Genomic DNA, 22,577 nt, shown 5'->3' with positions numbered 1-22,577 from the left:
GGAGCGCGGTCAATGGAAGTTGCGCGCTTTGGGCATCGCGTCTCCCTTGGAGATCCGCGTCGTCTCCAGGAGACGCAAATCCCCGGATAAATCGTCGATGCGCTCGGCGACGACGTGGATGACGCCGGCCTCCTTTTGCAGGCGGCCGGCGACTGCGACATATCGCGCGCCAATGATCTCGGCGCGCTGGCGCTCGAGGAGCTTCGGCCAGACGATGATGTTGGCCTGTCCGGTTTCGTCCTCGATCGTCATGAACACCACGCCCTTGGCCGTCCCGGGCCGCTGCCGCAGCAGCACGATCCCCCCGACCGTCACGCGCCGCCTGTCGCCGTCGGGAAAGCGCGACAGCGCCTCGCAGGGCAGAGCGCGCCGGTCGTCCAGCCTATGTCGCAGGAAGGCGACGGGGTGCCCTTTGAGCGAGAGGGAAAGGAAGCGGTAGTCCTCCACGATCTCCTCGCCGGGCGGCATGGGCGGCAGATGGGCGTCGGGCTCCAGCGGCGCGAAGGACAGCTCCCGCAGCAGCGGCAGGTCGTCCTTGTCGCCCGCGCGATTGAGCCCCGCCGCCGCCCAGAGCGCGTCTCGGCGCGAGAGGCCGAGGGAGGCGAAGGCGTCGGCCTCCGCGAGGCGCGTGAGCGTCGCGGACGAGAGCTCGGCCCGGAGCCAGACGTCGCGCACCGAATCATAGCCCTTGCCGCGCCGCGCGACGAGCCGGCGCATGTCCTCCTCCATGACGCCCCTGATCTGGCGGAAACCGAGGCGGAGGGCGTGGTTTCCGAGGATATCGCCTTCCATATCGGCGTGGCGGGGGTGGAGGGACGGGGTATTGGGCGAATGGCGAGCAGGCAAGGCTGGCGCCCAATACCTCTCCTTTACGGGGAGGTCGGCAGTCGTAGACTGCCGGGTGGGGTCCTCGCCGCCACATTCTGGCTGGGCCTTGCCCCACCCGACCCCGCTTCTCGGGGCCACCCTCCCCGTAAAGGGGAGGGATTCGCTCACGCCCGTCATTCGCAGGTCCGGCTCCGGCGATGACGATTGAGAGGCGGGGAGCGGCTTCCCTCCCTCCCCTATACGGGGAGGGTGGCGCGCGGAGCGCGACGGGTGGGGCTCCAGCGTGCAGTCCCAATCCGACGCGTTGATGTCGACCTCCCGCACCTCGATTCCATGCTCCCTGGCGTCGCGCACGATCTGCGCGGGCGCGTAGAAGCCCATGGGCTGCGCGTTCAGAAGCGCACAGGCGAAGATGTCGGGGTAGCGGCATTTGAGCCAGGCGGAGGCGTAGACAAGCAGCGCGAAGGAGGCGGCGTGGCTTTCCGGGAAGCCATAGGCGCCGAAGCCCTCGATCTGGCTGAAGCAGCGCTCGGCGAAGTCGCGCGTATAGCCTTTGCGCGTCATGCCCGTGATCATCTTGTCGCGAAAGCCGCCAATGAGGCCCGCGCGCTTGAAGGTCGCCATGGCGCGGCGCAACTGATCGGCCTCGGACGGCGTGAAGCCGGCCGCGACAATGGCGATGCGCATGGCCTGCTCCTGAAAGAGCGGCACCCCATGGGTCTTGGCGAGCACTTCCTCCAGCTCCTTCGACGGATAGGAGACCGGCTCCTTTTTCATGCGGCGGCGCAAATAGGGATGCACCATGTCGCCCTGTATGGGGCCGGGCCGCACGATCGCGACCTCGATGACGAGATCATAGAAGCATTGGGGCCTCAGCCGCGGCAGCATGGACATTTGCGCGCGGCTCTCGATCTGGAAGACGCCGATCGTGTCGGCGCGCGAGATCATGGCGTAGACGCGCTCGTCTTCGACGGGAAGCGTCGAGAGGCGATGCGCGATCCCGTAATGCTGCGCCAGAAGATCGAGACCCCTGCGCAGACAGGTGAGCATGCCGAGCGCGAGCACGTCGATCTTCAGCAATCGGAGCGCGTCGAGATCGTCCTTGTCCCATTCGATGGCGGTGCGGCCCTCCATCGCCGTGGGGAGGATGGGAACGACCTCGTCCAGCCTGTCGCGCGAAATGACGAAGCCGCCGGAGTGCTGCGTGAGGTGGCGCGGGAAGCCTTCGATCTCCTCGGCGAGCGCCAGCGCCTTGGCGAAACGCGGCTCCAAGACGTCGAGGCCGAGCCTCGCAATGTCCTGCATGCGCGTTCCGCGCTCGCTGCCGCGCCCGAAGGCGGCCGACGACAGGCGGCCGACGAGGTCGCCGGAGAGGCCGAAAACCTTGCCGATTTCGCGAATGGCGCTCTTGCCGCGATAGGTGATGACGGCCGCCGCGATGCCGGCGCGCTCGCGGCCGAAGCGCCGGTAGATATATTGGATCACCTCCTCGCGCCGCTCATGCTCGAAATCGACGTCGATGTCGGGCGGCTCGTTGCGCTCGGTGGAGACGAAGCGCTCGAAGAGGAGATCATGCTTCGTCGGATCGACTTCCGTGACGCCGAGGCAAAAGCAGATGACGGAATTCGCCGCCGAGCCGCGCCCCTGCGCGAGAATCCCATTGTCGCGCGCAAAGCGCACAATGTCATGCACGGTGAGAAAATAGGCCGCGTATTTCAGCTCCGCGACAAGCGCCAGCTCGCGCTCGAGCAGCGCGGAGACATGTTCGGGAACGCCTTGCGGATAGCGCGTTTTCGCGCCTTCGCGAGAAAGCGCTTCGAGCGCCTCCTGTTCGCTCGCAAAGCCTTCGCGCAATTCGCTCGGATAGTCGTAAGCCAGATCGGTGAGGCGAAAATCGATCGCTTCAATAAAGTGCGCGCTTTCCTCGACCGCCTGCGGCGCATCGCGAAAAAGGCGCGTCATTTCCTCCGCGCTTTTCAGATGACGCTCGGCATTGGCGGCGAGCAGGAAACCGGCTTCCTCCAGCGTCGTCTTTTCGCGGATGCAGGTCAGCGCGTCGGCGAGCGGGCGTCGCTCGGGGACATGCATATGCGCGTCGTTCGCCGCGACGAGCGGAAGCCCGAGCTTTTGCGAGAGTTCAATGCGGCCGAGAAGGCGCGCGCGCGGACGCGGGCCGTAAAGGGCGGTCGCGGCGAGCCAGACGCGGCCCTGCGCCGCTTCGAGAAGGGCAGGGGGCGGCGCGCCGTTCTCCATCAGGATGAGATGCTGGCCTTCGGCGAAGTCGAGGAGATCGGCCAGAAAAAGCGCGCAATCGCCTTTCTGCGTTCGCATATTGCCGCGCGTGAGCAGACGGCACAGGCGCCCATAGGCGGGACGGTCCTTCGGATAGCAGAGAATGTCCGGGGTCCCGTCTCGAAAGGCGAGCCGCGCGCCCACAGCGAGGCGAAAGTCGCCGACGCTCTCTTTGTGCGCGCGCAGATAGGAAAAGGCGCGGACCACGCCCGCGAGCGAATTGCGGTCGGCGATCCCGACGCCGCAATGGCCGAGCGCCACGGCCGTCGCGGCCATCTCTTCCGGGTGAGACGCGCCACGCAGGAAAGAGAAGTTCGTCGTCGCCGCAAGTTCGGCGTAGCGGGGCGCTGGCATGGGTCGGCGCGCGGAAGCAGGGTTGTTTGTTCTCTTATTGTTCTATCCCTCGCCCGGCCGCCGGGCAAGCTTAGCCATACAGCAGGCAGGGATCGAAAATCGACAAAACCGGCCTCCGGTTGTGCATGTGAGAATTATGAACAATAACAGAACTTTGAAAAAGCAGATGAGAACAAATGCAGAGCGCCTGCTTGGAATTTAGGCAGATGGCGGCGGGCCCGCCGCAGCGCCGGCGAGGCGAGGCCCAAAAAGGCAGTCTCATTAAGCAAAAGACAAACCGGCCGGCGCGAAAGCGCGCAGCGAAAAGTGATGGAGTAGGAGCCGGTTTCCCGATGGAGCGCGCTCTAAACCTTCAGAATCGACCCTTGGAAATCGAATCACGCCACGCCTAGGCCGTTCTGCCTAAACGCAGCGTGATTTCGGGCGTCGATCGCAGAATGCGGTTTTATTGAGCCGCCGGCTCTTCCGCCGGGGCGCCGGCCTCCGGAGCCGCCGCCTTGGCCTTCGGCTTCGGCTTGGACTTCGGCTTCGGTTTGGGCTTCGGTTTCGCGGCGGCCGCTGCGGCTTCCGGCGCGGGCGGAGCGGCTTCGGCTGCGGGCGGCGCGCCCGGGAGCGGAGCCGCAGGCTCCGCGGCCGGCGGGGCGACGGGAGCCTCGGCTGCGGCGGGCGCGGGTTCAGCCGGCGGAGGCGCCGCAGGCGCTTCGCTGACGGCGGGCGTTTCGGCGGGGGCCGACTCGGCCGGCGGCGGGGCGGCGGCGGAGTCGGGCTCCTTCGGCGCTTCCGGCTCGGCGGCGGGCTCGGCCGAAGGCTCAGGGGCCGGGGCCGGCGCTTCCGTCTTCGGCGCCATCAATTTCTGGATCGCCGCCCTCAGGGAGGCGACGCCTTCGCTCGGCGCCGCATAGACGCCAAGGCCGAAGCCGATCGCGCCCGCGACGAGAGCCGTCACAATGGTCGATAAAACACGCGCCATCCGATGCGTTCCTCCACAAAATTGCTATGCTCGTGCCTAGGCGTGTTAAGCCTGCATCCAAATACGGGTATTGTCGGATCGTAGCAATTCTGAGACGACGCCGATCGCGAGAATGTTGAATTTGTCGCCTCCCGCCGCGCCGCCGCAAAGCGCGTTCAGTCAAGGAAATCCTTGCTGTTTACAGCCGCGCCCGGATTGTTTCGACCCGGCGCTTTCGGCTTCCTGACGCCGCCAGGGCCATCGGCCTTCGATCTCGACTTCGAGCGAGAAGCTCAAAAAGGTGCGAATCAGGACGATCAGGCCGAGCGCGGCGAGGCTCTCCAGCGACGGCGTGACCGCCACCGTCCCGATGATGTCGGCTGCGACGAGCAGTTCCAGACCGAGGAGAATTCCGCGTCCGAGATTGGCGCGATAGCGGCGCAATGCGAGCTGCCAGTCGCCCGTCCGCAGGCCGCCATGGAGAAAGGCGAGCGTCGCGACGACGACCGCGGCGACAATGACGGCGACGCCCGCGGCCTCGATCATGGAGGAGACTTGCTGCAACCGGATGTTGAGATCGGCGCGAGCGGGCCAATGCGGTTCCGTCAGATCCATCGCATCCTCATTTGGGGCAATTGCTCCCTTTGACGCAAGCCTGCGTTTAGGCAAGACTGCGCCCGCAAAAAAAGCAAAGAGCGCGATAGCCTTGCCTTACGCTAGGGCGCGCCGGGAGGGGACGAAGGGATGATGAAACGATTGATCGGGGCCGCCATGGTCGCCGCCGCGACGTTCGCCGTCACGGCCGCGCAAGCTCAGTCGGCCGCGCAGATCGCCGCGATGGAATCCAAATTCGCCGCCGCCGACAAGGACGGCGACGGCAAGCTCACCCCCGAGGAAGCGAAGGCCGGCATGCCCCGCGTCTCCGCGAACTTCGCCAAGATCGACAAGGGAGCCAAAGGCTTCGTCACGGTCGAGGACATCAAGGACGCGATGGCGGTGGTTATGGGCAAATAGCCCCTTCTGCGCGAAACGACCCTGCGTGACCTGCCGTCATGCGGGGCCTTTCCATTTCACCGCCCGCTATGGAGAAGCGGCGGCGTGTCGCAATAGCTTCATGACGGTCCCGCATAGATTTTCGAACGGTCCGCTTGCATCCCGTTAACGGGTTTTTGCGAAGACGGGCAGGGCGTTCCCGGGACAGCGACATGGCGGTTTTGAAAATCCGCGCAGGAAAGGGCGCAAGCCTCATCGTTTGCGCAATGCTGTCTTTGACATTCACCTTCAGGGCCGCGCCGGCCGACGCCGTCGAGTTGCGCGGCGCGGGCGCCACTTTCCCCGCGCCGCTCTACAAAGCCTGGATCGAGCGCTTCCAGAAAGGCCATTCGGACGCGTCGATCAATTACGAGCCGGTCGGTTCGGGCGAAGGGATCGCGCGCTTTACCGAGGGCGAACTGGACTTCGCCGCAAGCGACGTCGCCGCGCCCGCGACAGGCGACGAACGCGCCGCCACCCTCGGCGCGCAATTCCCGGTCACGGCCGGCATGATCGCGATTGCCTATAATCTGCCGGGAGCCGGTCCGCGGCTGAAGCTGCCGCGCAGCGTTTACGCCGACATCTTCCTCGGCAAAATTCGGCGCTGGGACGATCCGCGCATAGCGGCCGCCAATCCGGGCGCGCATCTGCCGCGGCAAGACATAGCCGTCGCCGCCCGTCTCGATTCCAGCGGGACGACTTTCGCCTTCACAAGCCATCTCGCCGCGATCAGCCCCTCCTGGGCGGAAGGCGGGGCCGGCGTCGGCAAGAAGCCGAACTGGCCCGACTTCGTGACGCTGGCGAAAGGCAATGAAGGCGTCGCCGCGCAGATCAAGCGCCAGGAGGGCGCGATCGGCTATGTCGAATATGGCTACGCCAAGCGAATCGGGCTCGCGGTCGCGACAGTCGAGAACAGGGACGGCGCATATGTCTCGCCCTCGCCGGAGGCGGGCGCGGCGGCCATCAATCATTCCACTTATCTCGGGCTTCAGGACTTGAAGGCCTCGATCCTCGATCCGTCGGGGGCGGGGGCCTATCCCATCGTCTCATATAGCTGGTTGATTCTCCGCTGGGATTACCCGGGCGACAAGCTGCGGCTCGTGAACGCCTTCGTCGATTACATCCTCGGCGAGGGGCAAAGAATCGCGCTCGACATGGGCTACGTCCCCTTGCCGGCGCCGGTCGCCTATCGGGGCAAGGCGGTCGTCGCACGGATTTTTCCAAGCGAGGGCGCGGAGGGCGACCTCGCCACGGCGACAAACCCTGTCTCCGCCAAGAAACCCGTCGGCGTCGCGCGCCCCTGAGACAGTCCGCGCGCGTCGGGCGTTGGAAAGCGCGAGACGCTTCCGACGCTTGCATTTGGCGGCTGGCGGCGCGGGCTCGCTTCGCGAGCGCTGAGCGCCGCGCGGTTCAACCCTTCATTGCAAACAAGATTTCCCGCAATTCGACGCGCTTGCGGCGAGAATGCTTCACCCCCTCTTCGCGTGGCCGCCCGACGCCGCGCGTTTCTCGCATTCGAGCAAGGAACCATTAAAGGGCGGAGGCGAGATTTTGCGTGCTATCCCGGAAATTCCAAATCATCGAGGCTCTAAAGATGAGCGACAGAAACTATTTTCTTTTAGGCGTTTTCGTTTTCTCCGCCGTTATCCTGTCGGTCGGGACATGCAAGCCGACAGGCGAGATGGTGCAGCCGTCGGGCTTGTTGGAACGCTGTTGCGGGAAGTGCGGATAGGCCGCGCCAATGCGACGAGGCTTCGCGCGCATCGCGATGAGGAGGATCTTCGAGCGCGCCCTAGCATGAAAGGAGCTTGGCTAAGCGCTTGCTCGCCTTGGTGGAGCTGCGGGGATTCGAACCCCGGACCTCTGCAGTGCGATTGCAGCGCTCTCCCATCTGAGCTACAGCCCCGTTCCGAGGCGGGTGGATAAACGTCGGACCTTTCCCTGTCAATCGCCCTTTGTCCCCGGTTGCAAAAATTCGTCGTCAAGCCTGCGGCTTCGCGAGAGGTTGCCGCGCGGGGGCGGGGAGGCTACAGAGGCCGCGGCCCTTCATTTGCGGGATGAAAACATGTCTTACGCGGTTGTGAATCTGCTCCTCACCGTCATCGACCTTTACTGGTGGGTGGTGATCGTGTCGGTCATCCTGTCGTGGCTCGTCGCCTTCGACGTGCTCAACACGCGCTCACGAGCCGCGCAGACGATCTGGCGCGCGGTGGACGCGCTGACCGAGCCGCTGCTGCGTCCGATCCGCTCGATCCTGCCCGCCGTCGGCGGCCTCGACATTTCGCCGCTGATTCTGCTGCTGGGCCTGCAGTTTCTGCGCGACATTATCTCCCGCACCCTCGTCTATGGCTGAGACGCCCTGGTCTGCCGGGATTGACGGCGTCACGCTCTGGCTTCGCCTTACGCCCAAGGGCGGGCGCGACGCCATTGACGGCGTGGAGACCATGGCCGACGGCAAGACGGTGCTGAAGGCGCGGGTGCGCGCCGCGCCCGAAGACGGCCGCGCCAACGCCGCGCTGATCGAATTGATCGCAAAAGCGCTCGCCGCGCCGAAAAAGTCGGTGACGATTCGCTCCGGCGAGACGAGCCGCGTGAAGAAGCTTTTCATCGCGGGCGACCCCGCGACCACCATCGACGCGCTGGTCAGGCTGGCGCCCAACAACGGCTAAAGAAATGAGCAAGTCGAAAATCAACGTCGGCAATTTCTTCGAGGATTTCCAGATCGGCCAGTTGCTGCGCCACGCCGCGCCGCGCACCGTCACCGTCGGCGAGGTCGCGCTCTACACCGCGCTCTACCTGCCGCGCTTCGCCGTGCAGTCCTCCAAGGCCTTCGCCCAGGCCATCGGCTACAGGGAAGCGCCGATCGACGACATGCTCGTGTTTCATCTCGTGCTCGGCAAGACCGTCCCGGACGTGTCGCTGAACGCCATCGCCAATCTCGGCTATGCGGATTTCAAGTTCCTCGTTCCCGTCTATCCGGGCGACACGCTCGACGCGGTCTCGGAAGTCATCGGCCTCAAGGAGAACTCCAACAAGGAGACTGGCGTCGTCTATGTGCGCACGACCGGCAGGAACCAGCGCAGCGAGACGATCCTCTCCTACGCCCGCTGGGTGATGGTGAAAAAGCGCGACAAGGACGCGCCTGTCGGCCCCGCCGTCGTGCCGGATCTGCCAAAGGCCGTGTCGCCGTCGGAGCTGGGCCAGGCCGTGCCGAAACTCAATGTCGCCGCCTATGACAAGGCGCTCGCAGGCTCGCCCTTCTTCTGGGGCGATTACGAGGTGGGCGAGAAGATCGACCATATCGACGGCATGACGGTGGAGGAGGCCGAGCACATGCTCGCCACGCGTCTCTACCAGAACAATTCAAAGGTGCATTTCAACCAGTATTACGAGTCGCAGGGCCGCTTCGGAAAGCGCATCATCTATGGCGGCCATGTGATCTCCATGGCGCGCGCGCTGTCCTTCAACGGCCTCGAAAACGTCTTCCACATCTCGGCTGTGAATGGCGGCAGGCACGTCAATCCGCTCTTCTCCGGCGGCACCATCTTCGCGTGGTCGGAAGTGCTGGATAAGGCCGAGATCCCTGGCCGCAGCGACATCGGCGCGCTTCGCCTGCGCCTCGTCGCGACGAAGGACAAGCCCTGCGCCGAATTCCCGCTTACCGGAGCCGACGGCAAGCCGGACCCGGCGGTGCTGCTCGACCTCGATTACTGGGCGGCGTTGCCGCGTTAACGCCGCTGTCATTGCGAGCCAAGCGACGCAATCCAGAGCCGAGGCGCCGACTCGGTCGCTTCGCCACCCGCCAAGGTAGGAACAACGCCCCGGGCCGTCTGTTGTATGGGGACGTGAAGCAGGTCTGGTTCACGTACGCACTCAAGCCTCGAAAAGCGCGATTTTCCGAACGGGCGCGTGATCCCGCGCGCTCGGAAAGCGCGCTTGCGACGACGGAGTAACAGACATGTTGAAAGCGATTGTGTTCGCGGCTGCGCTGGCCACGGCAGGAGCGGGCGTCGTGTATGCGCAGGCGACCGGCGGAGGGACTTCCGGCGGGCCGGCCGGGTCCACCATGGGAACGGGCTCGGAGCGCGGGACGGGCGCGATGGGCGGCAGGTCGGGCGCGCAGACGCTGAGCCCGCGCGAGTCGACCGGCGGCATGGCCGGCGCCACGGCGCAGATGATGACGACGCTGCCGCAGCACGCGACCGCCGTCTCCAACTGGTACGATCAGAACGTCTATGATCCGCAGGACAACAAGATCGGCGAGATCAAGGACATGCTGCTCGACCGCGAGGGCAAGGTGCAGGCGGTGATCGTCTCCGTCGGCGGCTTCCTTGGCATGGGCGAGAAGGACGTGGCCGTGGCTTTCGACGCCGTGCAGCCGTCGCAGCGCGAGAATCGCTGGTGGCTGACGATGAACGCCAACAAGGATCAGCTCCGCTCGGCGCCGGGGTTCCGCTTCGACCGCTCGAAACAGGCTTGGACCGTGGCGGCGCGGGATTAACCGCCAAAAAGGAAGCCTCGCCGCAAGCGGCGAGGCTTGGTTGACAAACCTCCTGGGGGGCGGCCTCTCCTCAGGAGGTCTTGGCGTTTAGCGCTGAAAAAAGAAGCCCCTCATGCTGAGGAGCCTGCAAAGCAGGCGTCTCGAAGCATGAAGGGCGTTAGCGCTGGTTGTTGTCAGCTCGCAGTAAAGCGGCGCCATGGCGATCATGGACGTTCAGCGTCACCGCGGGGCCGGCAGCTTGTCCTCGTCCGCGAGATTGGAGAAGCGCGTCACCTCCGCTTCGAAGGCGAGCGGGACCGTGCCGGTCGGACCATGGCGCTGCTTGCCGATGATCGCTTCGGCGCGGCCATGCGCGCGCTCCATCTCGGCCTGCCAGTTGATGTGTTCCTCGGTGCCTTCGCGCGGCTCCTTGTTCTTTAGATAATATTCCTCGCGATAGACGAAGAGCACCACGTCGGCGTCCTGCTCGATGGAGCCGGATTCGCGCAGGTCCGAGAGCTGCGGCCGCTTGTCGTCGCGCGCCTCGACCTGACGCGAGAGCTGCGAAAGCGCGATGACGGGCACGTTCAATTCCTTCGCCAGCGCCTTGAGGCCCGTGGTGATCTCGGTGAGCTCCTGCACGCGATTGTCGCCGCGCGACCGGGAGCCCGCGAGCAATTGCAAATAGTCGACGACGAGAAGATCGAGACCGCGCTGGCGCTTCAACCGACGCGCGCGCGCGGTGAGCTGCGCGATGGAGATGCCGCCGCTCTGGTCGATGTAGAACGGGATGCTCTGCATCTCGCGCGAGGCCTGCACGATGCGCTCGAAATCGTCCTGGCCTAGATCGCCGCGACGGATCTTGTAGCTCGGCACGCCGGATTGTTCGGCGATGACGCGGGTCGCCAACTGCTCGGCGGACATTTCGAGCGAGAAGAAGCCTACGATGCCGCCATTGATCGTCTTATGCGAGCCGTCGGGTTCGACTTCGTACTGATAGGCCTTGGCGATGTTGAAGGCGATGTTGGTCGCCAGCGCCGTCTTGCCCATGCCGGGGCGACCCGCGAGGATGACGAGATCGGACTTCTGCAGGCCGCCCATTTTCTCGTCGAGATCAATGAGTCCCGTCGCAATGCCGGAAAGATGGCCGTCGCGCATGTATGCGCTGGACGCCATGTCGATGGCGACGGTGAGCGCGTCCGAGAATTTCTGGAAGCCGCCCTCGTAACGACCCGTCTCCGCAATCGAGTAGAGTTTGCGCTCGGCCTCCTCGATCTGCGCGCGGGGGCTGGCGTCGACCGGCGAGTCGTAGGCCGTGTTGACGATGCCCTCGCCGATATTGATGAGATCGCGCCGGACCGCGAGGTCGTGGACGATGCGGCCGTAATCCTCGGCGTTGATGATCGTCGTCGCCTCGGCGGCGAGACGCGCGAGATAGGCCTGGATCGTCACGCCCGCCGGCAGCTCGATGTCCGCAAGAAAGGTTTTGAGCGTGACCACGGTTGCGAGCTTGCCCGCGCGGATGAGCTGGCTCGCGGTCTCAAAAATGCGGCGATGCAGATCTTCGGAGAAATACTCCGGCTTGAGGAAGTCGGAGACGCGGTCGAAAGCGTCGTTATTGACGAGAATGGCGCCCAGCAGCGCCTGTTCGGCCTCGATATTGTGCGGGGGCGTCCGATAGGCGGGCGTCTCGGGCTGCGCGACCTGAAAGGCGCGCCGGCCCGCCAACTGTTCGATTGGAGGCATCGGGTCTCGTTATTGCGAATGAAACGCGGGGGCTTTCAAAACACGCGACGCGGAAGCCGTCCGGATATGCGCCAACCTTCGCATGAAGGCCGGCAGGGCGCCAGCCTTGACTCTTAAGGGAAGGTTTCCGGAACCGCAGTTGCGAGTCTTATTCACAACGTCAACTGGCGCTTGCGCAGGGCGCTTGCCTGTTGCCGAATCACTCAGCCGGCGAAGCCGTAGTGCGGCTCCGGATTGCTTCGCCGCCAGCTCGCGATTACGGCTGAAGCGACATCACGCCCAAGGGCGCGGCGGCAAAAATCCGGCGATCTTGCGACCGCCGGGCCGAAAATCCAGAGAGGCGCGAGCGCTCTCAGAGTTCGACGTCGCCGGCCTCGGCCAGCGCGGCGCCGACCTCGAGGCCGAGATCGTCCATCGAGGTCTCTTCGCGGGCGAGCACCGACTCGCCGCGCGCCTGACGTTCGGCTTCCTCTTCCGAACGGGCGACGTTGACCGTGATCTTGACGTCGACCTCGGGATGCAGATGCACCGGCACGGCGTGCAGGCCCAGCGCCTTGATCGGATGGGTCAGAACAATCTGGTTGCGGTTCAGCGAGAAGCCGCCGGCCGTCGCCGCGTCGGCGATGTCGCGCGTGGCGACCGAGCCGTACAAATGGCCGCTCTCGCCCGCCTGGCGGATGATGACGAAGGTCTGGCCGTCAAGCTTCTCGGCGACGGCTTCAGCCTCCTTCTTGGCCTCGAGATTACGGGCCTCGATCTGGGCGCGCTGGGTCTCGAAGTGCTTCTTGTTCGTTTCCGTCGCGCGCAGCGCCTTACCGCGGGCAAGAAGGAAATTGCGGGCGTAGCCGTCGCGAACCTTGACCGTTTCGCCCATCTGGCCGAGCTTGGCCACGCGTTCGAGCAGAATGACTTCCATTTTTCTTATTCTCCGAGAGTTGGCGCCTTTGTCAGGAAATTCCTGCAGAAGTCAATCCGATTCCGCCGGTTTTTGCGGCTGGGGAGGCGCCGCGGCCTTGCGGTCGCGATAGTTGAAGATTGTGTCGGCGCCGCCGAGCACGGCGAGAGGCACGATCGGCCACCCAAGGAAGCCGAGCATGAAATAGAGAATGGAGAGCACGAGCGCGCTCGATTTCGAGCCTCGCACGAAGACATGGACGACCGCGAGGCCCTGAAGCATCAGCAGCGCGCCAAAGGTCGAGACGATCACGAAGCCGATCGCGCCGGACGGTCCGGCGAAGATGCTGAGCGCAAGGCCGGAGGCGAACACGCCGGCCGCCGCGCGCGGCAGGCGGTAGTCCATGGCGATATCGGGCCACGGGCGGGCGAGCAGCCCCGAGGCGCGGGCGATAAAGGCGCCCAACCAGAGATTGGCGATGTGGATAATGAGGGCGTAGCCCGCGAGGAAGGCCGGGACGGCTCGCGCGACCTGCCCGGACAATTCCGTCGGGTTCATCGCCTCGGGCAACTCCTTGTTCCGATGCATGGCGTCGAGAATCAGGAAAGCACGGGCGCGGATGGGGTTCAGGGCCTCGTCGAGCGAGCCGTAGCTGAAAGTGGCGACGATCAGCCAGAGAATGACGGCGAGAGCCAGCGCGGCGGCGGCGGCGAGGCAGGCCCAGCTCGAGACGTTCGACCGGATGAGGTCGCGGCGGTCGCGCGGCGCGCCCGAGGCGGCGTAGGCGGCGAGCCAGGCCGGGAGAGCCAGGAGCAGGGCGTAGCCCATGCCGACCGCCGGATGAGCGAGAAAAGAAAGCAGCAGCGTCGCGACGATCGCGGCGGTCGCGCCATGCACCACGCCGAAGCCAAGCGCCACAATTGCGAGCGGCAGCGGCGCGAGATGCGCGAAGAGCAGCCCGCCCAGGCCGCCGCGCGCCACGACAGCGGCGATCGCCGCGGCGGCGAAGCCGCCGAGGATCGAAACGCCGATATTCTGCGGCGAGAAGACGCTTTTGTCCGGCACAGTCGCTTCCGGTTGGTCGCGGCTCATCCGCAATGGCGCGCGGTCAAGCCGAAAAGCGCCGAAACGACCTCTCGGCCGGCGGCGCGTTCGGCTTTTAATCCGCCGCGGGCGGAAGGGCAAGGGCGAGGCGCCGCATCGCCCTGGCCGCCTTGGCTGCATTGGCCGCCATGGCGTCTTAGAAATATTCAAAACTGGGCCGCGAACGTACGGCGTTCATCCCGCGTTTGACTTACGAAGCGGCCGCGGCCGAGCGCAGCGGCCATGCAGGAGAAACGCCATGAAACTGCTGCTGAAATGCGCCCTTTTCGCGCTTGGACTGGCGGCGGCCCACGCCCCGGCTCAAGCGCATGTTTTTCTCGTCGATTCCGTTCCCGCGAAGAAACAGGAGGTCATGCACCCGCTCGCACACATTAAGCTCACCTTCTCCGGCAAGGCCGATGCGCTGTTCTCCACGGTGAAGCTCGTCGACGCGCGCGGCGCCATCGTGGCGGAGACGACTCAGGAGGCCGCCTCCCGCCAAATGACGATGCCGGCGCCGGCGTTGCAGCCAGGGACTTATCGCGTCTGCTATCGAGTGTTGTCGGCGGATGGCGACATTGTCGAGGGGAAGGTGGATTTCGAGGTGAAGGGGCTCAACCAAACGGCGAACGCCCTCGACCGACAGAACGCGGAAAGCTGAGGGGCCGAATCCTCGCGCAAGGGCGGCCGCCGTGCTAATATTTCAAGCAAGGAGCCGCCCATGCCTTCTGCAACGACCAAAGCCGCCGAGGGCTATGATCGCCGCGCCTTCACGGTCGACGAGATTATCGCTATGCAGGACGCCGGCATCATTTCCGAAGAAGAGAATTTCGAGCTGATCGAGGGGGAAATTGTCCCCATGAGGCCGAAATATTCCGCGCACGAGCGCATGAAGTCCGAACTTGGCATGGCTCTTTCGAAGGCGTGTCCCTCGAATTTAAGGATCGGGTTTGAGAGTTCTCTTTTTCTGTCTCCGAGCACGTTCGTCGAGCCAGATCTTTCAGTCTATTCCAGGAGCCTGGAAACGCAGGAGGTTCGCGGCCCGGATGTTCTTCTGGCCATCGAAGTCGCGGCGTCGAGCCTTGCCTACGACCTCGACCTCAAGGCGAAAATCTATGCGCGCCATGGCGTGCGGGAATACTGGGTTGTCGACGCCAATGAGCGCGTAGCGTTCATTCATACGGGCCCGAGCGAACGCGGCTGGGCCAGCTTGACGCGAAAGGGATCGCAGGAGATTCTCGCCTGCGCCGCCGTCCCTGGGTTCAAATTTCGTCTGGCGGACGCCTGAGCCTTACAATTCCCGTAACTCGGGTCCCGGCCGCCGGGATAGCACGCGCCATGTGCCTGCGAGCCCGAGGCCGATCGTAAGGAGCAACGTCGCGAGCGTCGTCGCCGCCACGGTCTGCAAGGGAAAGGCGAAGTCGATCTTCATTACCAGAGCGACCATCGCATAGGCCGCCCCGGCGCCGGCGGCCAGGGCGATGAGAGAGGCGACGACGCCGGCGAGCCCGAATTCCAACCCATAGGCAATCGCAAGCCAGCGGCGCGTCGCCCCCAGCGTCTTGAGCACGACCGCGTCATGCAACCTCGCGCGCTGGCCGCTCGCCACAGCGCTTGCGAGCGCAAGGATGGCGGTGACGATGGCGAGGCCGGACGCGGCGCGGGCGGCGAGCGCGAGCTGGCCCGCGATCTTGTCGACTGCGGCGAGCGCCTCCTTGACGCGCACGGAGACGACCATCGGAAATCGCTTCGCGGTCTCACGGGAGAGGCGGGCGTCCATGGCGTCGCGCGCCTCGGCGGTCGGCGCGCCGTAGGCGACGGTGAACAATTCCGTATAGGGCGCGCCGCGGAAGACGTTGGGCGAGAAGACCATGATGAAATTGATCGCATAGCTGCGCCAGTCGACCTTGCGCAGGTTGGCGACTTTCGCCGTCAACTCGCGGCCGAGCACATTGACCTTGATCTCGTCGCCAACAGCGACGCCGATCCCTTCGGCGACTTTCTGTTCGAGCGAGACGAGCGGCGGGCCGTCATAATCGGCCGGCCACCATCGGCCCTCCGCAAGCCCGGAATTGGCGGGGAGCGTGGCCGAGAAAGTTATTCCGCGGTCTCCTTCAAAAGCCCATTTCTGGTCGTCGGCAATGGACACCTTTCCGACCGGAACGCCTTTCACCGCGATCATGCGGCCGCGCATCATCGGCACATGCTCGATCCGCGCGCCAGGGGCGTTTTCGACAAGGAAGGCGTTGAAGGCCTGCGCCTGCGACTTGGGCGTGTCGATGAAAAAGAAACTTGGGATTTCCCCGGCGTCGGCGCGCGAAAGCTCGTTGTGGATCGACCCTTCGACCAGCGCGAGCGCGATGAGCAAGGTTTGTGTGAGGCCGATGGAGACGACCAGCGCGGGGGTGAGGCTTTTGGGCCGCCAGATATTGGCGAGCGCAAGCCGCAGCCGCGCGTCGCGCGGACGGGGCAGGGCGCGCGCGGCGCGCATGGTGACCCAGGCCGCCGCGCGCAACGCGCCGAAGGCGACGGTCGCAGCGCCGACATAGGCGGCGCCGAGCTTGAGATCGGAGGACGACGCCATCACCAGCGCCGCGAGGACGAGAGTCGCGATCCAGGCGGCGGCGCGGTAGCGGGTGAGCTTGACGCTGCGCGTATCGTCGCGCAGAAGCGCCGCGACCGGGACTTCATGCGCGCGTCCCAGCGGGACGAGCGCGAAAATGAGCGTGACGAGCAAACCGTAGAGCGCGCCGAAGAGCGAGCCGCGCGCGTCGAGCGCGGCGGAAACGGGGAGTTCGGCCGCTTCGCGCAGAACGCCCGCCGCGGCCCAGGGGATGAGCGCGCCGACGGCGAGCCCGAGCAGTATGGCGAAAGACGCCGCGGCCATGACTTGCGCGAGCGCGATCGCAAAGACCCGCGATCCTGTGGCGCCGAGGGCTTTCAGCACCGCGAATTGCGCGCGCTTGCGCTCAACGAAACCCTGCACGGCGTTGGCGACGCCAGCCCCGCCCGCGACGAGCGCGGTGAGCGCGACGAGGGTGAGCAATTGCGCAAAGCGGTCGAGATTGCGCGAAAATTGCGGAGAGACGGCGTCGCGCGTGCGCGCCTCCCAGCCCGCCTGCGGAAAGGCCTCGTCGGCGGCCTTCACGAAGGCCTTCACGTCTTCGTCCTCGCCGTCCGCCTTGAGCGTGATCCGAATGGCGTTGCGCACGACCGTGCCCGGCGTGACGAGGCCTGTGGCCCGCAGCGCCGCGCGGGTCATCATCACGCGCGGGCCGAAGGCGACGCCGCCGGCGAGCTTGTCGGGCTCGCTCATGAGCCTGGCGCGCAACTGCACGCGCGCATTGCCGATGAGCAGCGTGTCTCCGAGTCTGGCGCCGAGCCGCGCGAGCAGGATGGGATCGACGGCGACCCCTGCGACGCCGCCCTTCTCCGAAAGCGCCTCGGCGAGGGAAAGGGCGGGGTCGAGCGTCGCGGCGCCGAAGGCGGGGTAGGTCGCGGGTTCAACGGCCTTGATCTCCACCATCGCCGCTTCGCCGTCGTCGCGCCGCGCCATGGCGCGCATCAGCGAGATTTCGGAGAGGCGCCCCCGCGTCTCGAAGAAGGCGCGCTGCTTGGACGAAAATTCCCGCGCCACGAGGCTGAAGGAGGCGTCGCCGCCGAGGATCGTGCGTCCCTCGCGGGCGAGGCCTTCCGCCAGCGAGCGAGACAGGCCCGAAACGCCGGAAATCGCCGCGACGCCGATGACGATGCAGGCGATGAAGACGCCGAAGCCGCGCGGATCTCCGAGGAGGTCGCGCAGCGCGAAACGCAGGCCGAAGGGCAGGCGGTTGAAACGGGCGGGGCGCATCAGCTTTCATCCGCCTCGATCCGCCCCGACCGCAGCCGCACCCGGCGCCCGCACTTCGCGGCGAGACCGGGATCGTGGGTGACGAGCACCAAAGTCGCGCCGCGACGCTTCTGCTGGGCGAAAATGAGATCGATGACGGCGGCGCCCGTCTCCGAGTCGAGATTGCCGGTCGGCTCGTCGGCGGCGAGGATCAGCGGGTCCGGCGCGAGCGCGCGCGCCAGCGCCACGCGCTGTTGCTCGCCGCCCGAGAGCTGGGCGGGGTAATGGGAAAGGCGGGCGGTGAGGCCCACCGCCTCGAGCTCCGCCGCCGCGACGTCGAAAGCGTCCGGTTTCCCGCCAAGCTCCAGCGGCACGGCGACGTTTTCGAGCGCCGTCATCGTCGGAATAAGCTGGAAAGACTGGAAGACAACGCCTATTTTTTCTCCACGGAACCGCGCCAGCGCGTCTTCGGAGAGCGCGCCAAGGTCGCTTCCGTCGATTTTGACGGAGCCGAAATCGGGCCGCTCCAGTCCGGCGAGGGTCATGAGCAGCGTCGACTTGCCCGAGCCCGAGGGACCGAGGAGACTAACGGTTTCGCCAGAGGATATGCTCAAGCTGACGCTCTTGAGGACATGGACTCGCGCGGCGCCTTCGCCCAGCGTGAGATCGACGTCCGCAAGTTGAATGACCGGTTGCACGGAGAAGCTTTCCTTGAACGATGCGCCCAATCAGACGCTTGTGAGTTGCTCGTTATATCGCCTGTTCGGGCGCGGGCTTCAAATCCTGGCGGTTTCGATGGCCCTCTTTTACGGCGGCGCAGAGGCGGCGCCGAAGCGCATCCTCGCATATGGCGACAGTCTGACGGCCGGGCCGGGACTCCCTGCGGACGAGACCCTGCCCGTGCAGCTTGAAAAGCTGTTGAAAGCGCGGGGGCATGACGTGGAGGTCATCAACGCGGGCGTTTCCGGCGACACGACCGCCATGGGCGTGGACCGGCTTGATTACGCGCTTGCGGCCGGACCGGTGGAGGTGGCGATCCTGGAGCTGGGCGCGAACGACATGCTCAACGGGATGTCGCCCAAGGACGCCCGGTCCAATCTCGCCAGGATGATCGCAACTTTTCAGTCGAAAGGCGTGAATGTCGTCCTTGCGGCCATGGTCTCCAGCAACAATTGGGGGCAAGCTTACCGCGAGGAATTCGATTCGATCTATCCCGACCTCGCCACCAAATTTGGAGTGACGATGGTTCCTTTCTTTATGGAGGGCGTTTGGGGCGACCCCACGCTCCTGATCGGAGACGGCGTGCATCCCAACGCCGCGGGCGTGCGAAAGATTGCCGATAAAATAGCTCCCTATGTGGAAAAGGCTCTCGCGTCGACGGGCGCGACGAAGGAGTCGCGCTCCCACTAGGGCGCGGCGTTTGCGGGGAAAAGGAGGAGCAAATGCCTAGACTGTTCACGGCCCTGGAAGTTCCTCCCCACATTGCCGACAGCCTCTCGCGGCTGCGGGGCGGCGTCTCCGGCGCGCGCTGGATCGACGTCGAAAACTATCACATCACCCTGAGGTTTCTCGGCGACGTGGACGACGCCTTTGCGCGCGACGCCGCCAATGCGCTCTCCTTCATCGAGCGGCCGGAGATCGAGCTGACGATCGATCAGCTCGACTCCTTCGGCGGCGACAAGCCGCGCGCCATCGTCGCGCGCGTGCGGCCCAACCCGGCGCTTCTCGAGATGCAGGCGGAGCAGGAACGGCTGATGCGCCGCCTCGGCGCCCCGCCGGAGCCTCGCAAATTCGCGCCGCATGTGACGCTGGCCCGGCTGCGCGGCTCGAATTCCGCCTCCGTCGCCGCCTATCTCGGCGCGCGCGGCTATTTCCCGCCGCTGCGCTTCACCGCGGATCGCTTCGTGCTTTATTCGTCCCGGGATTCGGTGGGCGGCGGGCCGTATATCGTGGAGGCGGAATATCCGCTTTACGAGCGGGCGACGCTGACGGGGGCGGCCGGAATGTAGCTTTGCGCAAAGTGGATATTGCGCGGGCGGAGCAGGCGGGAGACAATGCGTCCGGTTAAATCGGGCTCACGAGGCGTTGTTTGAGCGGCGAAACGGAAAATTTGGTCCTCCATCTGCTTCGCGAAATGCGTGCGGAAATGGCTGAGATGCGGTCCGGCATCGCGTCGATCAAAGGCGTGATGGTGACGAAGGATGAACTTCGATCGGAGCTTCACTCCCTCCGCGCCGACGTCGCCTCGGACCTCGCCACGCTCGACGCCAAGATCGACCGCACCCGCAAGGACTTGAGCGACCAGATCGTGGGCCTGCGCCGGGCCGTCGTGGAATATCACACGACGGTCGTCGGCCATGGCGTTCTGATAAGCGATATGGAAGGACGCCCGCGCAGGGTCGAGCAGCATTTGAAGCTCGAACCCGAGGCGCATTAAGCGCCTCACGCCTCCTCGCGTCTCGCCCGCGCGGTCTTCTTCTCCGCTTTTTCCTTGTCCTTCGCGATCGCCTTCACCCGGTTCTCCGCGACGATCGCCGCGAGGTCAGGGTCTTTGGCGACGGCCTCGGCGATCAGCCGGTCGGAAGCCGTCTCGATTTCCGTCTGCAGCTTTTCGAAGAATTCCCGCGTCGGCAGCCCCGGAAGGATGACCGGCAGAAACTCCATCACGATCGTGCCCGGACGGATCAGGAAGGAGCGCCGCGGCCAGAAAAGGCCCGCATTGAGCGCGACCGGCAGCACCGGAACGTTGGCCGCGGAATAAAGATGCGCGACGCCGACCTTGTAGGCTGGCGGCGCGCCGGCCGGGCGGCGCGTTCCCTCCGGGAAAATGAAAAGCTGGCGGCCTTCCGCGAAGATCTTTTTCGACTTTTCGATGAGCTGCGGCAGCAGCTTGCCGCCCTTGGCGCGGTCGATGCCGATCTGTTCCGCCGCGAGCAGATACCAGCCGAAAAACGGAATCCAGACCAGTTCGTGTTTGAGAATGTAGCTGAAGTCGGGGAATTTCGTCGGCAGGGCGAATGTGTCCCAGATGGACTGATGCTTCGCCGCGACGATGACGGCGCCCTTCGGGATGTTCGCGAGCCCCCGGAACTCGACCTTCGTTCCGCAAATCTTGTCGAGCAGCCAGAGCGAGAGCCGGCCCCAGGTGCGGCCCAGTTCCTGCGAGACCTGCCGGCGCATGAGCAAACCCGGCAGCCAGACGATCTGCAGGATGACCATTGTCGAAAAGAACAGGATCTGGAAGAGGAGCGAACGCAGGAAGGTCATGGGCGGCGCATTTTTGAGGAGGTTTCGCGCGCCTTTTACGCCAGCGGCGACGGCCTTAACAAGGCGTCATTCCAAGGCCGTCTCGCTCGCGCGCAATTTCGCGCGGTCGAGGGCGCTTTCATCCTCGCGGAGGGCGATGCGCAGCAGCGCGCCGAGATATTTCAAATATTCGCCCCCGACGAGCCGCATCACCCTCAAATTGGTCGCCCAGTCCGACACGTCGACATGCTCGCTCACGACGGGGAAGGGGTAGAGCTTGACGTCGGGGAGCTCCGCGGACAGCTCCGCCAGCGCGCGCGGCATATGGTAATTCGACGTCACGACGATGAGCGAGCGCGAGATGTTGTGCACCTGCGCCCATTCGCGCGTCTCCCGCGCGTTGCCGATGGTGTCGAGGGCCTGATAGCCAAGATCGACGCAACAATTGAAGAGGTCGCGGGGAAGGGGAAGGAGTCTGGCGAGCTCCGAGCTGCGCGTGGCCCGATTGACCCCGGTGATCAGCATCCGCTTGCCTTGCCCGTGGGCGAACAGGCCGGCGGCTTCGAGCACGCGGTCCGACCCGCCGGTGAAGACGACGACTCCTTCGGCCTTAATGGTCAGGCGCGGCTCGACGCGGGCGAGCGACAGCGCGAACCAGACAAAGCCGGCGACGAAGAGGAAAAGGCAGCCGCCGACGACGCCAAGCGCGGTCCGAACGACGGCGCGCCCGAAACTGGCTTTCACCGCGCCGTCCGCCGTCACCTTGCCGCCCCTCCGGAATCTCAGCCATTGTCGCGCCAGGGCGCGATTTCTCGACAGATATATGGTCATAAGGCGGCGATCACGACGGAGCGTCTCATCCGAGCCGCCTCAGATGTCGGAAAACAATCGCCTGCGAGAGATAGCCCGTCAGGAGCGCGATGCCGCTCGCGAGCAGAAGGATCACGACGAAGCCCTCGGGTCCGATCGAGAAATCGCCGAACATCGCCTCCATCTGCTCGCCGCCCGCTGTCGTGCGCCAGCTTCGGGTCAGCACCTGCGCCAGGAAGAGAAAGCCGATCGCCGCGCCGCCGCCGATCAATGCGCCGCGCATGCCCAGCGCCAGGAAGCGGCGCTGGAATTCGCGGGCGATGAACGCGTCGGCGGCCCCGACGATGTGCAGAACCTCGACAATCTCGCGGTTGGTCGCGACAGCGGCGCGCGTCGCGGAGGCTACGGCGATCCCCATCGCGCCGACGATGAGGACGAAAATCATCGCCGACACGGCCACCGCGGCCCGAGCCATGTCGCCGAGCCGCTCGAGGAAGATATGATGGTCGTCGAGCACGGCGTTGGGCGTCGCCTGCGCTAGCTCCGCGCGCAAGGCAGGGAGATCCGGGCGGCGCTTGGGATCGAGCTTCACCACGATCATGCGCGGCGTCGACAGCTCGGAAAGATCGAGTCCCTGCCCGAGCCAGGGCGCCAGAAGCTGCTCGGACTCGGCCTTGGAGTAGATCTGCGCCTCGCGCACGCCGGGCGCCTTCTGAAGGATCTCGGCGGCCTTGTTGAGATCCGCCTCCATGTCGCGGCCGGGCGTGGGCCGCAATTGAACGCTCGCCTCGCTGGACGCCTCGGCGCGCCACTCGACGCTCGCCTGCGAGACGAGCAGCGCGGCGGCGGCGGCGAGCGCGGCCAGAAACGTCATGATTGCGATGACGATCACAAGCGATCGCCCGGCGACCGAATCCGTCGGCACGAGCGGCGAGGGGAGGGCGGGCCCTTCCTCCTCGCCCGCCGGCTCCGACGGGCGCAACCCTCTGGCGCGCGCAAGGATTTCGCTGGCGAAAGACAGCAAAGACATCTT

22 protein-coding genes and 1 tRNA gene are annotated in these 22,577 nt (G+C 65.4%); 11 read left to right on the top strand and 12 right to left on the bottom strand.

Annotation, left to right across the window (positions count from 1 at the left end; translation table 11 throughout):
• Nucleotides 1-9: 9 nt before the first annotated feature.
• The 3 genes from ACNHKD_RS12370 to ACNHKD_RS12360 form a co-directional block, all read right to left on the bottom strand.
• Nucleotides 10-3,474: an error-prone DNA polymerase gene (locus ACNHKD_RS12370; protein ID WP_442753789.1), complete on the bottom strand. Its 3,465-nt coding sequence runs from the start codon at nucleotides 3,472-3,474 to the stop codon at nucleotides 10-12.
• Between the two features lie 445 nt (nucleotides 3,475-3,919).
• On the bottom strand, nucleotides 3,920-4,444 hold the full coding sequence (locus ACNHKD_RS12365) for a hypothetical protein (protein ID WP_442753788.1): 525 nt from the start codon (nucleotides 4,442-4,444) through the stop codon (nucleotides 3,920-3,922).
• 159 nt (nucleotides 4,445-4,603) lie between these two features.
• The gene (locus tag ACNHKD_RS12360) at nucleotides 4,604-5,038 is read right to left on the bottom strand and encodes a DUF1622 domain-containing protein (RefSeq protein WP_442753787.1); all 435 of its coding nucleotides are present in this window, start codon (nucleotides 5,036-5,038) and stop codon (nucleotides 4,604-4,606) included.
• Between the two features lie 129 nt (nucleotides 5,039-5,167).
• Here ACNHKD_RS12360 and ACNHKD_RS12355 point away from each other — a divergent pair, with 129 nt between their 5' ends.
• Together ACNHKD_RS12355 and pstS are read left to right on the top strand one after the other, a co-directional pair.
• Nucleotides 5,168-5,437, top strand: coding sequence for a hypothetical protein (locus ACNHKD_RS12355; RefSeq protein ID WP_442753786.1), 270 nt, complete (start codon nucleotides 5,168-5,170; stop codon nucleotides 5,435-5,437).
• 191 nt (nucleotides 5,438-5,628) lie between these two features.
• Nucleotides 5,629-6,759: a phosphate ABC transporter substrate-binding protein PstS gene (gene pstS / locus ACNHKD_RS12350; RefSeq protein WP_442753785.1), complete on the top strand. Its 1,131-nt coding sequence runs from the start codon at nucleotides 5,629-5,631 to the stop codon at nucleotides 6,757-6,759.
• Nucleotides 6,760-7,285: 526 nt separating this feature from the next.
• On the opposite strand, the gene ACNHKD_RS12345 is transcribed toward pstS, so the two are convergent.
• Nucleotides 7,286-7,361 (bottom strand) — tRNA-Ala (locus tag ACNHKD_RS12345).
• Nucleotides 7,362-7,520: 159 nt separating this feature from the next.
• Between ACNHKD_RS12345 and ACNHKD_RS12340 the strand changes: the two genes are divergently transcribed.
• The 4 genes from ACNHKD_RS12340 (at nucleotide 7,521) to ACNHKD_RS12325 (ending at nucleotide 9,956) form a co-directional block, all read left to right on the top strand.
• Complete coding sequence (locus ACNHKD_RS12340) at nucleotides 7,521-7,808, top strand: YggT family protein (protein WP_442753784.1); 288 nt, start codon at nucleotides 7,521-7,523, stop codon at nucleotides 7,806-7,808.
• On the top strand, nucleotides 7,801-8,124 hold the full coding sequence (locus ACNHKD_RS12335; RefSeq protein ID WP_442753783.1) for a DUF167 family protein: 324 nt from the start codon (nucleotides 7,801-7,803) through the stop codon (nucleotides 8,122-8,124). The genes ACNHKD_RS12340 and ACNHKD_RS12335 overlap by 8 nt, the downstream gene beginning before the upstream one ends.
• Nucleotides 8,125-8,128: 4 nt before the next feature.
• Entirely contained in the window at nucleotides 8,129-9,187 is a 1,059-nt protein-coding gene (locus tag ACNHKD_RS12330; RefSeq protein ID WP_442753782.1) for a MaoC family dehydratase, read from the top strand.
• Between the two features lie 226 nt (nucleotides 9,188-9,413).
• The gene (locus ACNHKD_RS12325; RefSeq protein ID WP_442753781.1) at nucleotides 9,414-9,956 is read left to right on the top strand and encodes a PRC-barrel domain-containing protein; all 543 of its coding nucleotides are present in this window, start codon (nucleotides 9,414-9,416) and stop codon (nucleotides 9,954-9,956) included.
• A 219-nt stretch (nucleotides 9,957-10,175) separates the two neighbouring features.
• Here ACNHKD_RS12325 and ACNHKD_RS12320 read toward each other — a convergent pair whose 3' ends face one another.
• From ACNHKD_RS12320 to ACNHKD_RS12310, 3 genes are all read right to left on the bottom strand, one after another.
• On the bottom strand, nucleotides 10,176-11,681 hold the full coding sequence (locus ACNHKD_RS12320; protein WP_442753780.1) for a replicative DNA helicase: 1,506 nt from the start codon (nucleotides 11,679-11,681) through the stop codon (nucleotides 10,176-10,178).
• Between the two features lie 352 nt (nucleotides 11,682-12,033).
• The gene (gene rplI, locus ACNHKD_RS12315; RefSeq protein ID WP_442753779.1) at nucleotides 12,034-12,597 is read right to left on the bottom strand and encodes a 50S ribosomal protein L9; all 564 of its coding nucleotides are present in this window, start codon (nucleotides 12,595-12,597) and stop codon (nucleotides 12,034-12,036) included.
• Nucleotides 12,598-12,648: 51 nt separating this feature from the next.
• Nucleotides 12,649-13,641: a DUF2232 domain-containing protein gene (locus ACNHKD_RS12310; RefSeq protein WP_442753778.1), complete on the bottom strand. Its 993-nt coding sequence runs from the start codon at nucleotides 13,639-13,641 to the stop codon at nucleotides 12,649-12,651.
• A gap of 277 nt (nucleotides 13,642-13,918) precedes the next feature.
• Between ACNHKD_RS12310 and ACNHKD_RS12305 the strand changes: the two genes are divergently transcribed.
• Together ACNHKD_RS12305 and ACNHKD_RS12300 are read left to right on the top strand one after the other, a co-directional pair.
• Nucleotides 13,919-14,320: a copper resistance CopC family protein gene (locus ACNHKD_RS12305; protein WP_442753777.1), complete on the top strand. Its 402-nt coding sequence runs from the start codon at nucleotides 13,919-13,921 to the stop codon at nucleotides 14,318-14,320.
• A 60-nt stretch (nucleotides 14,321-14,380) separates the two neighbouring features.
• Entirely contained in the window at nucleotides 14,381-14,947 is a 567-nt protein-coding gene (locus ACNHKD_RS12300; protein WP_442753776.1) for a Uma2 family endonuclease, read from the top strand.
• 3 nt (nucleotides 14,948-14,950) lie between these two features.
• On the opposite strand, the gene ACNHKD_RS12295 is transcribed toward ACNHKD_RS12300, so the two are convergent.
• Both ACNHKD_RS12295 and ACNHKD_RS12290 read right to left on the bottom strand, forming a co-directional pair.
• Nucleotides 14,951-17,509, bottom strand: coding sequence for an ABC transporter permease (locus ACNHKD_RS12295; RefSeq protein WP_442753775.1), 2,559 nt, complete (start codon nucleotides 17,507-17,509; stop codon nucleotides 14,951-14,953).
• On the bottom strand, nucleotides 17,509-18,186 hold the full coding sequence (locus ACNHKD_RS12290) for an ABC transporter ATP-binding protein (protein WP_442753774.1): 678 nt from the start codon (nucleotides 18,184-18,186) through the stop codon (nucleotides 17,509-17,511). Before ACNHKD_RS12290 ends, ACNHKD_RS12295 begins: the two co-directional genes overlap by 1 nt.
• Before the next feature lie 97 nt (nucleotides 18,187-18,283).
• On the opposite strand from ACNHKD_RS12290, the gene ACNHKD_RS12285 reads away from it, so the two are divergent.
• From ACNHKD_RS12285 to ACNHKD_RS12275, 3 genes are all read left to right on the top strand, one after another.
• Complete coding sequence (locus ACNHKD_RS12285; protein WP_442753773.1) at nucleotides 18,284-18,898, top strand: arylesterase; 615 nt, start codon at nucleotides 18,284-18,286, stop codon at nucleotides 18,896-18,898.
• Nucleotides 18,899-18,930: 32 nt separating this feature from the next.
• Nucleotides 18,931-19,497 carry an RNA 2',3'-cyclic phosphodiesterase gene (thpR, locus tag ACNHKD_RS12280; RefSeq protein ID WP_442753772.1) on the top strand — a complete coding sequence of 189 codons (567 nt, stop codon included), beginning with the start codon at nucleotides 18,931-18,933 and terminating at the stop codon, nucleotides 19,495-19,497.
• 146 nt (nucleotides 19,498-19,643) lie between these two features.
• Entirely contained in the window at nucleotides 19,644-19,925 is a 282-nt protein-coding gene (locus ACNHKD_RS12275; protein ID WP_442753771.1) for a hypothetical protein, read from the top strand.
• A 5-nt stretch (nucleotides 19,926-19,930) separates the two neighbouring features.
• Here the strand turns inward: ACNHKD_RS12275 and ACNHKD_RS12270 are convergent, their stop codons facing one another.
• The 3 genes from ACNHKD_RS12270 to ACNHKD_RS12260 form a co-directional block, all read right to left on the bottom strand.
• Nucleotides 19,931-20,755: a lysophospholipid acyltransferase family protein gene (locus ACNHKD_RS12270; RefSeq protein ID WP_442753770.1), complete on the bottom strand. Its 825-nt coding sequence runs from the start codon at nucleotides 20,753-20,755 to the stop codon at nucleotides 19,931-19,933.
• Between the two features lie 66 nt (nucleotides 20,756-20,821).
• Nucleotides 20,822-21,496 (bottom strand): YdcF family protein, encoded by a 675-nt coding sequence (locus tag ACNHKD_RS12265; protein WP_442753769.1) that lies wholly within the window; start codon nucleotides 21,494-21,496, stop codon nucleotides 20,822-20,824.
• Nucleotides 21,497-21,590: 94 nt separating this feature from the next.
• Nucleotides 21,591-22,574, bottom strand: a complete 984-nt coding sequence (locus tag ACNHKD_RS12260) for a cell division protein FtsX (protein WP_442753768.1) — start codon at nucleotides 22,572-22,574, stop codon at nucleotides 21,591-21,593.
• Between the last annotated feature and the right edge of the window lie 3 nt (nucleotides 22,575-22,577).

Origin of the sequence: Methylocystis sp. JAN1 (assembly GCF_052186135.1) — a bacterium.
Lineage (GTDB): Bacteria > Pseudomonadota > Alphaproteobacteria > Rhizobiales > Beijerinckiaceae > Methylocystis.
The sequence above is the reverse complement of the archived record's forward strand: the minus strand, read 5'-3'. Positions and strand labels throughout refer to the sequence as shown.

Coding starts and splice junctions, on each gene's coding strand:
- ACNHKD_RS12370 (WP_442753789.1), bottom strand. CDS start 3,474: ATGCCAGCGCCCCGCTACGCCGAACTTGCGGCGACGACGAACTTCTCT.
- ACNHKD_RS12365 (WP_442753788.1), bottom strand. CDS start 4,444: ATGGCGCGTGTTTTATCGACCATTGTGACGGCTCTCGTCGCGGGCGCG.
- ACNHKD_RS12360 (WP_442753787.1), bottom strand. CDS start 5,038: ATGGATCTGACGGAACCGCATTGGCCCGCTCGCGCCGATCTCAACATC.
- ACNHKD_RS12355 (WP_442753786.1), top strand. CDS start 5,168: ATGATGAAACGATTGATCGGGGCCGCCATGGTCGCCGCCGCGACGTTC.
- pstS (WP_442753785.1), top strand. CDS start 5,629: ATGGCGGTTTTGAAAATCCGCGCAGGAAAGGGCGCAAGCCTCATCGTT.
- ACNHKD_RS12340 (WP_442753784.1), top strand. CDS start 7,521: ATGTCTTACGCGGTTGTGAATCTGCTCCTCACCGTCATCGACCTTTAC.
- ACNHKD_RS12335 (WP_442753783.1), top strand. CDS start 7,801: ATGGCTGAGACGCCCTGGTCTGCCGGGATTGACGGCGTCACGCTCTGG.
- ACNHKD_RS12330 (WP_442753782.1), top strand. CDS start 8,129: ATGAGCAAGTCGAAAATCAACGTCGGCAATTTCTTCGAGGATTTCCAG.
- ACNHKD_RS12325 (WP_442753781.1), top strand. CDS start 9,414: ATGTTGAAAGCGATTGTGTTCGCGGCTGCGCTGGCCACGGCAGGAGCG.
- ACNHKD_RS12320 (WP_442753780.1), bottom strand. CDS start 11,681: ATGCCTCCAATCGAACAGTTGGCGGGCCGGCGCGCCTTTCAGGTCGCG.
- rplI (WP_442753779.1), bottom strand. CDS start 12,597: ATGGAAGTCATTCTGCTCGAACGCGTGGCCAAGCTCGGCCAGATGGGC.
- ACNHKD_RS12305 (WP_442753777.1), top strand. CDS start 13,919: ATGAAACTGCTGCTGAAATGCGCCCTTTTCGCGCTTGGACTGGCGGCG.
- ACNHKD_RS12300 (WP_442753776.1), top strand. CDS start 14,381: ATGCCTTCTGCAACGACCAAAGCCGCCGAGGGCTATGATCGCCGCGCC.
- ACNHKD_RS12295 (WP_442753775.1), bottom strand. CDS start 17,509: ATGCGCCCCGCCCGTTTCAACCGCCTGCCCTTCGGCCTGCGTTTCGCG.
- ACNHKD_RS12285 (WP_442753773.1), top strand. CDS start 18,284: ATGGCCCTCTTTTACGGCGGCGCAGAGGCGGCGCCGAAGCGCATCCTC.
- thpR (WP_442753772.1), top strand. CDS start 18,931: ATGCCTAGACTGTTCACGGCCCTGGAAGTTCCTCCCCACATTGCCGAC.
- ACNHKD_RS12275 (WP_442753771.1), top strand. CDS start 19,644: ATGCGGTCCGGCATCGCGTCGATCAAAGGCGTGATGGTGACGAAGGAT.
- ACNHKD_RS12270 (WP_442753770.1), bottom strand. CDS start 20,755: ATGACCTTCCTGCGTTCGCTCCTCTTCCAGATCCTGTTCTTTTCGACA.
- ACNHKD_RS12260 (WP_442753768.1), bottom strand. CDS start 22,574: ATGTCTTTGCTGTCTTTCGCCAGCGAAATCCTTGCGCGCGCCAGAGGG.